We start from the raw sequence: 14,820 nt of genomic DNA on the forward strand, positions 1-14,820 counted from the left end.
TTCGGACTGGCGGCGGCGGCGGTGGGGTCGGACACCGGCGGGTCGGTGCGGGTGCCCGCGGCCTGGAACGACCTGGTGGGGTTCAAGCCCACGCATGGCGCGCTGTCGCTGGAGGGGGTGGTGCCGCTGGCCCCCAGCTTTGACACCATCGGGCCGCTGACCCGCACGGTGGAGGACGCGGCCGAGATGGTCGCGGCGATGTCGGGCCGCCCGGCGCCGGACCTGCGGGGCGCGGACATCGCGGGCGCGCGGCTGCTGGTGCTGGAGACGACCGCCTTCGACGACATCCGCGACGCTCCGGCCGACGGCTTTGCCCGCGCCCGCGCCCGGCTGGAGGCGGCGGGCGCCCGTGTCACCGCCGGACGCATCCCCGCCGTGGAGGCGGCGATGCCGTTGTCCGGCGTTCTCTACTCCGGCGAGGCGTACGGGCTGTGGCGCGACACCATCGAGGCGCGGCCCGAGATGATGTTCGACCGCATCCGCGACCGGTTCCGCGGCGGGGCGGAGTTCTCGGCCCCCGATTTCGCCGCCGCCTGGGCCGCGCTGTACCGCGCGCGGGCCGAATGGGCGGCAGCCACCGCGGGCCATGACGCGGTGATCCTGCCCACGGTGCCCAACACCGCCCCCGATGCGGCCCGGCTGATGACCGACGCCGACTATTATGTGCGCGAAAACCTGCTGACGCTGCGCAACACGCGCATCGGCAACCTGATGGGGCTGTGCGCGGTGACGCTGCCCACCGGGACGCCGGGCACGGGGATCATGCTGATGGCCGCCCCTGGCGCGGATGCGCGGCTGTTGCGGCTGGCGGCGGGCGCCGAGGCCGCGCTGGCGGGCTGAGGCGCGCGCCGGGGCCGGCTGCGCACCACGGCGGGCGGGCGGGGGCGGGCCCGCACGCGGGGCGCACCACCGCCCCGGGCCGCGCGCCGCAGCCTTGTGCGGATCAGCCTTTGCGGGCGGGTTTCGCCTTGGCGGCCAGATCGCGGGCGATGGCGAAGGCGCCGCGGATGCGGTCGGCCTCGGTCGCCCAGTCGCGGCGCACCACCAGCTTGTTGTCGCGGATCCTGGCGTGCTCGCGCTCGCCCTGCAGGAATTCCACCAGCCCGGCGGGGTTGGCGAAGCGGTCCTGGTGGAACTGCACCGTCGCGCCCTTGGGCCCGGCATCCAGACGCGCAATGCCCGCGCGCCGGGCCATCGCCTTGATCCGCACCACCAGCAGCAGGGTGTTGACCTCCTTGGGCATGGTGCCGAAGCGGTCGATCAGCTCGGCCGCGAACCCCTCCAGCTCCACCTTGGTGGTCAGCCCCGACAACCGCCGATAGAGGCCCATGCGCACATCGAGGTCGGGCACATAGGCCTCGGGGATCAGCACCGGCACCCCGAGGTTGAGCTGCGGCGACCAGTCGCCGTCCGAGGGCAGCCCCTCGATCTCGCCGGCGCGCAGCTTGGCGATCGTTTCCTCCAGCATCTGCTGGTACAGCTCATAGCCGACCTCGCGGATGTGGCCGGACTGTTCCTCGCCCAGGAGGTTGCCGGCGCCGCGCAGGTCCATGTCCTGGCTGGCCAGCGTGAAGCCCGCGCCCAGCGAGTCCAGACTGCCCAGCAGCCGCAGCCGCTTCATCGCCTGCGGCGTCAGCGGCACGCGCGGACGGGTGGTCAGGAAGCAGTACGCCCGCGTCTTGGAGCGCCCCACCCGGCCCCGGATCTGATAGAGCTGCGCCAGCCCGAACATGTCGGCGCGGTGCACGATCATCGTGTTGGCGCGCGGGATATCGAGGCCGGATTCCACGATCGAGGTCGACAGCAGCACATCGTACTTGCCGTCGTAGAACGCGTTCATCTTGTCGTCGAGTTCCCCCGCCGCCATCTGCCCGTGCGCCACGACGAAGCTGACCTCCGGCACCTGATCGCGCAGGAACTCTTCCAGCTCCGGCAGGTCCTTGATCCGGGGCGAGACGATGAAGGACTGCCCGCCGCGATAATGTTCGCGCAACAGCGCCTCGCGCAGGGTCATGGGGTCGAATTCGCTGACGTACGTACGCACCGCCAGACGATCGACGGGGGGCGTGGCGATCACCGACAAATCACGCACGCCCGTCAGCGCCAGTTGCAGGGTGCGGGGGATGGGGGTGGCGGTGAGGGTCAGGACATGGACCTCGGCGCGCATCTCCTTCATGCGCTCCTTGTGGTTGACGCCGAAGTGCTGTTCCTCGTCCACGATCATCAGCCCGAGGTTGCGCAGCTTCACGCCCTTGGCCAGCAGCGCATGCGTGCCCACCACGATGTCCACGGTGCCATCGGCGAGGCCTGCGCGGGTCGCGGCCGCATCCTTGGCCGAGACGAAGCGCGAGAGTTGGCGCACCTGCAGCGGCAGGCCCCGGAACCGCTCGGCGAACGTCTTGGCGTGCTGGCGGGCCAGCAGCGTGGTGGGGGCGATCACCGCCACCTGCGCGCCCGACATGGCGACGACGAAGGCCGCGCGCATCGCGACCTCGGTCTTGCCGAAGCCGACGTCGCCCACGATCAGCCGGTCCATCGGCGTGCCGCGGTCCAGATCCTCCAGCACGTCGGCGATGGCGGACAGCTGGTCGTCGGTCTCGGCCCAGGGGAAGCGGGCGCAGAAGGCGTCCCACTGCTGTTCGGGGGGGGTATAGGTGACGGCATTGCGCAGGGTGCGTTCGGCGGCGATGCGGATCAGCTTGTCGGCGACCTCGCGCAGGCGCTCCTTCAGCCGCGCCTTGCGGGCCTGCCAGGCGCCACCGCCGAGGCGGTCCAGCAGCCCCTCCTCATGCCCGTAGCGTGACAGAAGCTCGATGTTCTCCACCGGCAGGAACAGCCGGTCGCCCCCCGCATACTCCAGCGCGATGCACTCGTGCGGCGCGCCCATCGCCGTGATCGTCTCCAGGCCCATGTAGCGGCCGACCCCGTGTTCGACATGCACGATCAGGTCGCCGGGGCTGAGCGATTGCGCCTCGGTCAGGAAGTTGTCGGCCTTGCGGCGGCGCTTGGGGGCGCGGATCAGCCGGTCGCCCAGCACATCCTGTTCGGCGATGACCGTCAGGTCGGGGGCCGTGAACCCGGCCTCCAGCGGCCAGACGGCCAGATGCAGCGCGCCCTTGCCCCCCAGATCGCGGGCGTCCGCGATGTCGGTGGCGCCGCGCACGCCTTCGTCCGCCAACAGCCCCGACAGGCGTTCGCGCGCGCCCTCGGAACAGGCCGCCAGCACCACAGGGCCGGACTTGCGCCGATCCTCCACATGGGTGGCCAGCACCTTGAAGACGTTGATGCCCTCCTGCTGACGCTCGGGGGCAAAGCTGCGGCCGGCACGCCCGCCCGCGTCCAGCACGCCCGGCCCCGAGGGCTGCGGCAGCGGGCTGAGCTGGATCACCCGGGTGCCCGAAAGCGCCGCCTCCCACCCCGCGTCATCGAGGTAGAGCTGCTCCGGCGGGCAGGGCTTGTAGCCGCCCTTGCGCCGGTCGGCCAGCGCCTCGCGCCGGGCGGCGTACTGATCCAGGATACCCTCCCAGCGGCTGGCGCGGGCGGCCTCGATCTGATCGTCCAGCAGGACGCTGGCGCCGGGCAGGTGGTCGAACAGCGTCTCCAGCCGGTCATGGAACCACGGCAGCCAGTGCTCCAGCCCCTGGTGCTTGCGGCCCGCGCTGATGGCCTCGTACATCGGATCATCGGCGGCGGCGCCGAATTCGGCGCGCCAGGCGGTGCGGAAGCGCGCGATGGCGGCCTCGTCCAGGATCACCTCGGAGGCGGGCGCGAGTTCCACCCGGGTCAGCTTTTCGGTGGTGCGCTGGGTGGCCGCGTCGAACCGCCGCGCCCCGTCCAGCACGTCGCCGAACAGATCCAGCCGCACCGGCCCCCCCGCCCCCGGCGCCCAGATGTCGAAGATGCCGCCCCGGATGGCGTAATCGCCGGGTTCGGTCACGGTGGGGGCGGCGGAGAAGCCCATGCGCGTCAGGAAATGGCGCAGGGCGGCGTCATCGATGCGGCGGCCGACCTCGGCGCGGAAGACGGCGTCGCGCAGGACCTCGGGCGCGGGCACCTTCTGGGCGGCGGCATTCAGCGTCGTCAGCAGCACGAACGGCCCCGGCACGCCATGGGCCAGCGCCGCGAGCGTGGCCATGCGGGCAGCCCCCACCTCGGGGTTGGGGGACACGCGGTCATAGGGCAGGCAGTCCCAGGCGGGAAACGTCAGCACCAGCGTCTTCGGGGCAAAGAACGCCAGCGCCGCGCGCATCGCCTCCATCCGGCGGTCGTCGCGGGCGACATGCACGACGGCGCGCGCGCCCCGCTCGACCTCGCGCACGATCAGGGCGGCGTCGAAGCCCTCGGGCGCGCCGCCCATCAGCAGGCGGCGGGCGGCGGTGGAGGCGGTGTCAGGCATGTCGGACCCTTCGTGGTGCGGCGGCCGGGCCGGGGCGTCAGAACGCACCGGGCAGCGATGCGAACAGCACCGCCACCATGGCCCACAGCGTGGTGACGAAGATGGAAACGAGGCCCACAAGGTGAACCCAGAGGCGGTGCCGGACGAGGTAGGCGCACAGCGCCTCGCCCGCAAGCGGATCACGCCCGAGGCGGCGGGCCGCGACCTGACCCATCGCCGCCACCACCACCGCCGGCAGCGCCAGCAGGAACAGCGCCTGTGCCAGTTGCAGCCCGTGGCCGAAGCCCAGCAGCGCCAGCACCGTCAGCCCCCCAGACAGCACGGCGACCGCCCACGGCCCCGACGCCATGCGCAACCGGCGCTGGACATGGGCGGCCACCACCGCCTCCAGCTCCTGCAACGCGACACCGCCCTCGCGCCGGGCGCGGGCGATCATGTCGAACGGCACGCCCAGGATGTAATGGCTCAACCACGACCACATCGCGGCCAGGGCGAACCAGAACCAGATGTTGGAAAACGACCGCGTGTCGATGAGTGCCAGAAGGCTGTTGTGAAACTCCACCCTGATGCCCCGCCGGTGTGTCCGTGTGCCGCGCCGCACGCGCCTGGCGCCCGCCGCCCGGGGGCCTGCCCGGGCTTGTGGCGCTTGTGATATCGGCGCAAAGCTGGCACGCAACCACAAACCGCAAGCAAGAGGCCCGGATGCGCCCCACTGTTGCCCCCTTCCCCACCGCCCGCTTTCGCCGTCTGCGGCGCACCGCCGCCCTGCGCGATCTGGCGCAGGAACACCGCCTGTCCACCGCCGATCTGATCTGGCCGGTGTTCGTGCGCGAGGGCGAGGGGGTGGAGGAGCCGATCGCCTCCATGCCCGGGGTGGTGCGCCGCTCCATCGACAATGTGGTGCGCGCCGCCCACGAGGCGGCCGAGCTGGGCATCCCCGCGATCTGCCTGTTTCCCTACACCGACGCCAGCGTGAAGACCAACGACTGCGCCGAGGCCTGGAACCCCGAGAACCTGACCAACCGCGCCGTGCGCGCGATCAAGGCCGAGGTGCCCGGGCTGGTGGTGATGACCGACATCGCGCTCGATCCCTACAACGCGCAGGGCCACGACGGCTTTGTCGTCGACGGCGAGATCCTTAACGATGAAACCGTCGAGGCGCTGGTGCGCATGGCGCTGGCGCAGGCCGAGGCGGGCGCCGACATCCTGGGCCCGTCGGACATGATGGACGGCCGCATCGGCGCGCTGCGCGCCGCCCTGGAGGCCGCCGGCCACAGCCATGTCGCCATCATGAGCTATGCGGCGAAATACGCCTCGGCGTTCTATGGGCCGTTCCGGGATGCGGTGGGGGCGGCGGGCGCGCTGCGCGGCGACAAGCTGACCTATCAGATGCACCCCGGCAATTCGAACGAGGCGCTGCGCCTGGTGGAGCGGGACCTGTCCGAGGGCGCCGACATGGTGATGGTCAAGCCGGGCATGCCGTATCTGGACATCTGCCGGCGGGTCAAGGACGCCTTCGGGGTGCCGACCTATGCCTATCAGGTGTCGGGCGAATACGCGATGATCCGGGGCGCGGCCGACAACGGCTGGATCGACGGCGAGAAGGTCGTGGTCGAAAGCCTGCTGGCGTTCCGCCGGGCGGGCTGTGACGGGGTGCTGACATATTTCGCGCCGCAGGTGGCCCGGCTGCTGCGCGCCCGCTGACGGGTGGGACGGCGCGGGCATGACAGGGCGCGCGGTTCCGTATATGTTAAGCCCGCCCGGGAGATAACCCGGGGTGCGAGGCAGGTATGGGGTCGGAACGATGGGTGAGATCACACGGCGTGGGCTGATGGCCGGACTGGGCGGTGCGGGCGTGGTGCTGGCGGGATGCGCCAATCCGGTGGGTGGCAACGGCGCCGATGTGCTGGACGCGCGGGCCGATGCGATGCGCGACTTCCTGTTCTCCCGCTACCCCGGCACGCGCGAGCTGGCCGAGGACGCGCGCGGTGTCCTCTACATGCCGTTGGTGACCGAGGGCGGGCTGTTCCTCGGCGGCACCTACGGGCGCGGGGTGCTGCGCATCGACGGCGCGTCGGTCGATTACTACTCCGCCACCGGCGCCAGCTTCGGGTTGCAGATCGGCGCGCAGCAATACGCGCATGCGCTGTTCTTCATGACCCGCGAGGCGCTGGAGGATTTCCGCCGCTCCGAGGGGTGGGGCGTCAGCGCCGACCTGCGCTATGCCACCCCCGAGGGCGGCGCTGCGGCCGGCATCGACACAACCACCCGCCAGGCCCCTGTCATCGCGCTGGTGTTCGGACAGGCGGGCCTGATCGCCGGGGCCTCGCTGTCGGGGCTGAAGTACACCCGCATCATCCCCTGATCGCGGCCCCGCCGGCGCCCGTCGCGAAGGGGCCCGGACGGCGGTCCAGGCGGCGACCCGGACGGCGACCCGGGCGGCGACCCGGGCGGCGGCCCGAATGGCGGCCCGGACGCGGACACCCGCGGGGCCGCGTCGCCCGGTACGCAACCCGGTACGCAACCCGGTGCACAGCACGGTGCGCAGCCCGGTGTGCCGGGGGGGCATCCCGGGGGCGCATCGCGCGACGCGGCCTGCGGGGTCTCGCCAGCGGCGCCGGACCACACGACATGGCGGGGGGATGGCGGGGGTCTTGCCCGCACCCGCGCTCCGGGCCAGAGTGCGCGGCGATGGACACCCTGATCCTGCCCACCCCCGACGCGACCGAGGCGCTGGCCGCCCGGCTGGCCCCCGCCCTGCGCGGGGGCGATGTGCTGCTGCTGGAGGGGCCGATCGGCGCGGGCAAGACGCATTTCGCCCGTGCGCTGATCGGCGCGTTGCAGCGCGCCGCCGGGCAGACGCCCGAGGACGTCCCCTCGCCCAGCTATACGCTGGTGCAGGAATACGCCGCGGGCGGGCTGGAGATCTGGCACGCGGATCTCTATCGGCTCGCCTGCGCGTCGGAGCTGGCCGAGCTGGGACTGGAGGCCGCCATGGGCCGCGCGCTGGTGCTGATCGAATGGCCCGAGCGCATGGGCACGCCGCCGCCGCAGGCCCTGACGCTGTGCCTTGCGCCGATCGAAGGCGCCGACGAGGCCCGCGCCCTGACGCTGCGCCCGGCGGGGCCGCGCGGGGCGGACCTCGCACGGGTGGCCCGTGGCTGAGGCGGCGCCCGACGGGTTCCTGCGGGCGGCGGGCTGGGCGGCGGCGCGGGCCGCGCCGCTGGCGGGCGATGCCTCGGGGCGGCGGTATCTGCGGCTGACGCGCGGGACCGACCGCGCCGTGCTGATGATTGCCCGCACGTCCGAGGTCCGGCCGTTCCTGCACATCGGCGCGCATCTTGCGGGGCTGGGCCTGTCGCCACCCGCCGTGCTGGCGCAGGACGCGGGCGCGGGGCTGCTGCTGCTGGAGGACCTGGGCGATGCGCTGCTGTCGCGACTGGAGCGTCCTGCGCGCGCCTATCTGGTGGCGGCCGATGTGCTGGCGCTGCTGCACGGCGCGCCGCGGCCCGACGGGGTGGCGGCATGGTCCGGCGACGTGCCCGGCGCCCAGGCCGCGCTGGCCGCCGAGGTCTATGCCGACACTGCACAGGCCGCGCCAGAGCTTGCCGCCGCCGTATCGGAGGCCTGCGCGCGGCTGGCGGGCCCGGCGGATGTGCTGATGCTGCGCGATTTCCATGCCGACAACCTGATCTGGCTGGAGGGGCGGGCCGGGGTCGCGCGACTGGGCCTGCTGGATTTTCAGGACGCGATGGCGGGGCCTGCGGGCTACGACCTGGTGTCGTTGCTGGCCGATGCCCGGCGGACGGTGGACCCCGCGCTGGCGGCGCGGGTGCGGGCGCGGTACCTGGCGGCGACGGGGCAGGACGCGACGACCTTTGCCGCGGCCGAGGCCGCGATCGGCGCGGCCCGGCAGCTGCGCATCCTGGGGGTGTTCGCGCGCCTGGCGTTGCAGGGGCGGCGCGGGTATCTGCGCCACATGGACCGTGTCTGGCGCCACCTGCGCACCGATCTGGCGCATCCCGAGCTGGCGGCCCTGCGCGCGCTGGTCGACCGCCACATCCCCGCGCCCTGTGCGGTGCGCCCGGAGCTGCGACCATGACACCCGAGGCGCTGATGCTGTTCGCCGCCGGTTTCGGCACCCGCATGGGCACGCTGACCGCCGCGCGCCCCAAGCCGCTGATCGAGGTCGCCGGCCGCCCCCTGATCGACCACGCCCTCGCGCTGACGCAGGGCCTGCGGGTGGTCGTGAACACCCATTACCACGCCGATCAGATCGCCGCGCATCTGGCCGGGCGCGGCGTGGCGATCAGCCACGAGCCCGCGATCCTTGATACCGGCGGCGGGCTGAAGGCGGCGCTGCCGGTGCTGGGCGGGGGGGCGGTGTTCACGCTGAACTCGGACGCGGTGTGGGCGGGGCCGAACCCGCTCGGGGTGCTGCGCGCGGCGTGGCGGCCGGGGATGGCGGCGCTGCTGCTGCTGGTGCCGCGCGCCCGCGTGCGCGGGCGCGACGGGCCGGGGGATGCCCGTATCGACGCGGGGGGGCGGCTGATCTGGGGCGGCGACATGGTGTATTCCGGTGCGCAGATCATCGACCCGGCACCGCTGGCGGACATCCCCGGCGCGGCGTTCCCCATGCACCGGTTGTGGGACCGCGCGGCGGGGGCGATTCACGCGGTCCCCTATCGCGGGCTGTGGTGCGACGTGGGCCACCCCGGCGGCATCGCGGCGGCCGAGGCGATGCTGGCGGAGCACCCATGAAGGGGGTCTTTGCCCTGCCGCCCGGCGCCGATTTCCCGCGCCTGCTGGTGCGTGGCCTGCTGGACCGGATGGCCGACGCCCCGCCCGAGGCCCCGGCGCGGGTGGAGCTCTACGTCAACACCCGCCGCATGCAGCGCCGCATCCGCGAGATCCTGTCGGAGGAGGGCGCGCGCCTGCTGCCGCGCCTGCGGCTGGTGTCGGACCCCGGGATGGCGGCGTTCGCGGGGCTGGCGCCGCCGGTCCCGCCGCTGCGCCGGCGGCTGGAGCTGATGCAGTTGACCGCCGCGCTGATCGCGCGCGATCCGGGGGCGGCGCCGGGCACGGCGGCCTTTGACCTCGCCGACAGCCTGGCCGCGCTGATGGACGAGATGCAGGGCGAGGGCGTCACGCCGGCCGATCTGGCCGCGCTGGACACCGCGGGCCACGCGCGGCACTGGCAGCGCAGCCTGCGGTTCATCGACCTGATCGCGCCGTGGTTCGACGCCGACGGCGCCGCCGACGCGCCCGCGCGGCTGCGCGCCGCCGTGGACCGGCTGGCGGCGGGATGGGCGGCCAGCCCGCCCGCGCATCCGGTGATCGTCGCGGGCTCCACCGCGTCGCGGGGCACCACCGCGCGGCTGATGGCGGCGGTGGCGGGGCTGCCGCAGGGGGTGCTGGTGCTGCCGGGCTTCGACACCGACATGCCGGACGACGCCTGGGCCGCGCTGGGCGATGCGCTGACGGCCGAGGATCATCCGCAGTACCGCTTCCGTGCGCTTCTGGACCGGCTGGACATGGCACCGCGGGATGTGCGGGCGTGGGTGGACGCGGGGCCGCCGTGTGCGGCGCGCAACCGGCTGATCTCGCTCACGCTGCGACCGGCACCGGTGACCGACCGCTGGATGGCCGAGGGCGCGGGGCTGGGCGATGTCGGCCCCGCCTGCGCGGGGCTGAGCCTGATCGAGGCGCCGGGGCCGCGGGCCGAGGCGCGCGCCATCGCGCTGTGCCTGCGCGCGGCCGCCGAGGCGGGGCGCACCGCCGCCCTGATCACGCCGGACCGGCAGCTGACGCGGCAGGTGGCGGCCGCGCTGGACCGCTGGCGGCTGGTGCCCGACGACAGCGGCGGCAAGCCGCTGGGCCTGACGGCGCCGGGGCGGCTGTTGCGGCAGATCGCCGCGATGCGGGCGGGCCGCGTGACGGTGGAGGGGCTGATCGCGCTGCTCAAGCACCCCCTGACCCACACCGGCGCGGGGCGCGGCGAGCATCTGCGCCACACCCGCGACCTGGAGCTGCACCTGCGCCGCAAGGGCCCGGCATTCCCCGATGGCGCGACCCTACGCGGGCTGGCGCGGGCCGAGAACCGGGACTGGGGCGACTGGCTGGCGGCATGGCTGGACCGGCTGCCGGCGCCGCCCGGCGCGATCCCGCTGGGCGATCACGTCTGTGCCCACATGGCGCTGGCCGGGGCGCTGGCGCGCGGCGCCGCGGCGGGTCCTGACAGCCCCCCGGACACAGCCGCCGACGCGAACCACGGCGCCCTGTGGGAGGCCGCCGCCGGCGCCGAGGCCCGCGCCGCCATGGACGCGCTGGCCGCCGAGGCCGGCCACGGCGGCACGCTGGACGCCCACGCCTATGCCCGGCTGATCGACGGCGTGCTGGCCCGCCAGGAGGTCCGCGAGCCCGCCCAGGCCGACCCCCGCATCCGCATCTGGGGCACCCTGGAGGCGCGCGTGCAGGGCGCCGACCTGGTCATTGCGGGCGGCCTGAACGAAGGCGTCTGGCCGGACCTTCCGGCGCCGGACCCGTGGCTGAACCGGCGGATGCGGCTGGAGGCGGGGCTGCTGTTGCCCGAACGCCGCATCGGGCTGGCGGCGCATGACTTCCAGCAGGCCGCCTGTGCGCCGGAGGTCGTCCTCAGCCGAGCGCTGCGCGATGCCGAGGCCGCGACCGTGCCGTCGCGCTGGATCAACCGGCTGACGAACCTGCTGTCGGGGCTGACCGCACAGGGCGGCCCGGAGGCGCTGGCGGGCGGGGTCTCCAGCGCCTCGGCCAGTGCGCACCAGTGCGCCCCGCGCAGTTGTCGGTCACGGAAATCGAACGGCTGATCCGCGACCCCTATGCCATCTATGCCCGCCGGGTGCTGGGTCTGGGAGCGTTGGACCCGCTGCGGCCCGCCCCGGATGCGCGCCTGCGCGGCACCGTCCTGCACCGGGTGATCGAGGCCTTCGTGGCAGGCCGCCCCGAGGCCCGCACAGACCCCCAAACGGAACCCCGCGAGGCGGCCCGCGCCCGGCTGCGCGCACTGGCCGAGGCCGAGCTGGCCGCCCGCGTGCCCTGGCCCACGGCGCGGCGGTTGTGGCTGGCGCGACTGATGCGGGTGGCCGACTGGTATCTCGACCGCGAGGACGCGCGCATGGGCACCCCGGTCCTGCTGGAGCGCGCGGGCGCCATCGCCGTGCCACCCACCGGCCTGACGCTGGTGGCGCGGCCCGACCGCATCGACCGGCTGCCCTGCGGAGCGCTGGAGATCCTGGACTACAAGACCGGCACGGTGCCCGGCCCGCGGGAACAGAAGCACTTTGCCAAGCAGCTTCTGCTGGAGGCCGCGATGGCCGAGCGCGGCGCATTCGCGGCGCTGGGGCCCAGCCGGGTGGCACGGGTGGCCTATCTGGGCCTGGGCGGCACCCCGAAGGAGGATGTGACCGAGATCACGCCCGCGCTGTCCGCCGGAGTCTGGGAGGACCTGGGCCACCTGCTGGGCCATTATGCCGAACCCGGGCGCGGTTATGCCGCCCGCCGCGCGCCGCGTACCGAAACCGCAGAGGGGGATTTCGACCACCTTGCACGGTTCGGGGAATGGGACATGACCGATGATCCGGTGACGATCCCGGTGGGCCGGCCACAGGGGGAGCAGCCGTGACCGCCCCCGCAGCGCCCCGCGACGCCGCCAGCCTGCGCCAGGCCGAAGCCGCCGACCCCCGCGCCAACACCTGGCTGGGCGCCAACGCGGGCTCGGGCAAGACGCGGGTGCTGACCGACCGGGTGGCGCGGCTCTTGCTGGACGGCACCGCGCCGCAGCGCATCCTGTGCCTGACCTATACCAAGGCCGCGGCGGGCGAGATGCAGAACCGCCTGTTCGGGCGTCTGGGCGAATGGGCCATGCTGGAGGAGGGGCGCCTGCGCACGGCGCTGGCCGATCTGGGCGCGGCGGACACCGCCCGCGCGCTGGACGCCGAGGGGCTGGCGCGCGCACGACGGCTGTTCGCACGCGCCATCGAGACGCCGGGCGGGCTGAAGATCCAGACCATCCACGCCTTCTGCGCGGGTCTTCTGCGCCGCTTTCCGCTGGAGGCCGGCGTCTCGCCCGCCTTTGCCGAGATGGACACGCGGCGCGAGACACAGCTGCTGGAGGAGGCCGCCGAGGCGCTGGCGGAGGCCGAGCCGGAGGTTCTGGATACGCTGGCCGCGCATCTGGGCGGGGCCGATCTGACGACGCTGCTGGCGGAGATGCTGCGCCACCGCGCCGCACTGTCGCAGCCCTGTGATGCCGACGGCGCGCGGGCGCTGTTCGACCTGCCGGCGGGGTTCGACACACGCGCGCTGCTGGCCGATGTGTTTGCGGGGAACGAGGCCACGCTGATCGCGCGGGTGACGGCGGTGCTGGCGGCGGGCTCGAAAACGGACGCCGGGGCGGCGGAGCGGCTGGCGGGGCTGGATTTCGCCGCGCCGACGCTGGCCGTTCTGGAGGCGCTCGAAGGGGTGTTGCTGTTCTCGGAAAAGACCAAGGCGCCGTTTGCGGCCAAGATCGGCAGCTTTCCGACCAAGGCTACGCGCACGGCCCTTGGCGATGCGCTGGCCCCGCTGGAGGCGCTGATGGCGCGGGTGGAGGCGGCGCGACCGCGCCGCCTCGCGCTGGCGGCGGCCGAGCGGACGGCGGCGCTGCACGCCTTTGCCGCGCGCTTCCTGCCGGGGGTGGAGGCGCGCAAGACCGCGCGCGGCTGGCTCGGCTTTGACGACCTGATCGAGCGGGCGCGGACGCTGCTGGACGACCCGTCGGTGGCGCAGTGGGTGCTCTACAAGCTCGACGGGGGGGTGGACCACATCCTGGTGGACGAGGCGCAGGACACCAGCCCCGGCCAGTGGGCGGTGATCGAGCGGCTGGCCGAGGAGATGGCGGCGGGCGATGATGCCGGCACGGGCGGGCGGGCGCGCACGCTGTTCGTGGTGGGCGACCGCAAGCAGTCGATCTATTCCTTCCAGGGGGCGGATCTGGCCGCGTTCGACCGGGTGCAGGGGCGGTTCCGCGACCGGCTGGTGGCGGCGCGGCGGGGGCTGAACCTGCTGACGCTGGAGCATTCGTTCCGGTCCTCGCAGGCGGTGCTGACGCTGGTGGACACGGCGTTCGCGGGCGCGGATGGCGGGGGGCTGGGCGGCGCGCCCCGGCATCTGGCGTTCCATCCCGACCTGCCGGGGCGGGTCGATCTGTGGCCCGCGCTGGAAGCCGCCGACAAGCCCGAGACGCCCGAATGGTGGCAACCCGTCGACATCCTGTCGGAGGAGCACGAGGTCGCCCGGCTGGCCCGCGCCATCGCCACCGAGATCGCGGCCCTGCTGCGCGCGCGCACTCCGCTGCCGCAGGCGAAAGGCCCCGCGCGCCCGGTGCGGCCGGGGGATTTCCTGATCCTTGTGCGCCGACGTTCCACCCTGTTCCACCGCATCATCGCGGAGTGCAAGACGCTGGGCCTGCCCATCGCGGGGGCCGATGTGATGAAGCTGGGCGCCGAGCTGGCGGTGCGCGACCTGACCGCGCTGATGGCGTTCCTGGCCACGCCCGAGGACGATCTGGCGCTGGCCACCGTCCTGCGCTCGCCGCTGGGGGGGTGGTCGGAGGCGGCGCTCTATGACCTCGCACAGGGGCGCGAGGGGGGGCTGTGGGCGGCCCTGCGCGCGGCGCCGGGGGCGGCCGACACGCTCGTGTGGCTGCGCGATCTGCGCGATGCGGCGGATTTCCTGCGCCCGCACGACCTGCTGGAGCGCGCGCTGACGCGCCACGGCGGGCGGGTGCGGCTGATCGCCCGGCTGGGCCCGGAGGCCGAGGATGGCATCGACGCGCTGCTGTCCCAGGCGCTGGCGTTCGAGGCCGCCGAGGTGCCCAGCCTGACCGGATTCCTGGTGTGGCTAGAGGCCGGCGACGTGGACGTGCGCCGCCGCCCCGACGGCGCGGGCGACCTGATCCGGGTGATGACGGTGCACGGCGCCAAGGGGCTGGAGGCGCCCATCGTGATCCTGCCGGACACCGCAGAACGCCGCCCGCCCCGCGATGCAGCGCTCGTGCGGCTGGGCGACAGCGTGGCGTGGAACACCGCACGCGCACAGGCGCCCGCCGCCCTGGCCGAGGCGCTGACCCGGGAGGCCGAGGCCCGCGCCGCCGAGGACGCGCGGCTGCTGTATGTCGCGATGACGCGGGCGGAGTGCTGGCTGATCGTCGCCGCCGCGGGCAAGGTCGAGGGCGCGTGCTGGCACGCCCGGCTGCGCGCGGCGATCGAACGGGCGGGGGCCGTGGCGCACCCCTGTCCCACCGGCGCGGGATGGCGCCATGCCCATGGCGACTGGCCCGACAGCGCCGGACAGGCACCCGCGCCGCAGGCCGCCCCGCCCCCCCTGCCGGACTGGGCGACCCGGCC

Annotated in this window: 9 protein-coding genes and 1 pseudogene; 8 read left to right on the forward strand and 2 right to left on the reverse strand. The window is 74.0% G+C overall.

The annotated features are described in order from the left end of the window. Positions 1 to 840 (forward strand): amidase family protein (locus tag CCR87_RS03820; RefSeq protein ID WP_242511840.1); only part of this gene is annotated, 840 nt, incomplete at its 5' end. A 103-nt stretch (positions 841 to 943) separates the two neighbouring features. On the opposite strand, the gene mfd is transcribed toward CCR87_RS03820, so the two are convergent. Both mfd and CCR87_RS03830 read right to left on the reverse strand, forming a co-directional pair. Then, positions 944 to 4,396, reverse strand: a complete 3,453-nt coding sequence (gene mfd, locus CCR87_RS03825; protein ID WP_201156249.1) for a transcription-repair coupling factor — start codon at positions 4,394 to 4,396, stop codon at positions 944 to 946. A 37-nt stretch (positions 4,397 to 4,433) separates the two neighbouring features. After that, positions 4,434 to 4,958 (reverse strand): component of SufBCD complex, encoded by a 525-nt coding sequence (locus tag CCR87_RS03830; RefSeq protein ID WP_201156250.1) that lies wholly within the window; start codon positions 4,956 to 4,958, stop codon positions 4,434 to 4,436. 140 nt (positions 4,959 to 5,098) lie between these two features. Here CCR87_RS03830 and hemB point away from each other — a divergent pair, with 140 nt between their 5' ends. From hemB to addA, 7 genes and pseudogenes are all read left to right on the forward strand, one after another. Continuing rightward, the gene (hemB, locus tag CCR87_RS03835; protein WP_201156251.1) at positions 5,099 to 6,100 is read left to right on the forward strand and encodes a porphobilinogen synthase; all 1,002 of its coding nucleotides are present in this window, start codon (positions 5,099 to 5,101) and stop codon (positions 6,098 to 6,100) included. Between the two features lie 100 nt (positions 6,101 to 6,200). Continuing rightward, on the forward strand, positions 6,201 to 6,761 hold the full coding sequence (locus tag CCR87_RS03840; protein ID WP_201156252.1) for a lipid-binding SYLF domain-containing protein: 561 nt from the start codon (positions 6,201 to 6,203) through the stop codon (positions 6,759 to 6,761). A 326-nt stretch (positions 6,762 to 7,087) separates the two neighbouring features. Then, a complete protein-coding gene (tsaE, locus tag CCR87_RS03845; protein WP_201156253.1) occupies positions 7,088 to 7,561 on the forward strand; it encodes a tRNA (adenosine(37)-N6)-threonylcarbamoyltransferase complex ATPase subunit type 1 TsaE in 474 nt (157 codons plus the stop codon). Beyond that, positions 7,554 to 8,498: a phosphotransferase gene (locus tag CCR87_RS03850; RefSeq protein ID WP_201156254.1), complete on the forward strand. Its 945-nt coding sequence runs from the start codon at positions 7,554 to 7,556 to the stop codon at positions 8,496 to 8,498. Before tsaE ends, CCR87_RS03850 begins: the two co-directional genes overlap by 8 nt. Then, positions 8,495 to 9,157, forward strand: coding sequence for a nucleotidyltransferase family protein (locus CCR87_RS03855; protein ID WP_242511841.1), 663 nt, complete (start codon positions 8,495 to 8,497; stop codon positions 9,155 to 9,157). Before CCR87_RS03850 ends, CCR87_RS03855 begins: the two co-directional genes overlap by 4 nt. After that, positions 9,154 to 12,056 (forward strand): annotated as a pseudogene (addB, locus tag CCR87_RS03860) (double-strand break repair protein AddB). The gene CCR87_RS03855 and the pseudogene addB overlap by 4 nt, the downstream one beginning before the upstream one ends. Then, positions 12,053 to 14,820 (forward strand): double-strand break repair helicase AddA (addA, locus tag CCR87_RS03865; protein WP_201156255.1); only part of this gene is annotated, 2,768 nt, incomplete at its 3' end. The pseudogene addB and the gene addA, both read left to right, overlap by 4 nt.

This window comes from Rhodobaculum claviforme, assembly GCF_016653255.1.
GTDB lineage: Bacteria > Pseudomonadota > Alphaproteobacteria > Rhodobacterales > Rhodobacteraceae > Rhodobaculum > Rhodobaculum claviforme.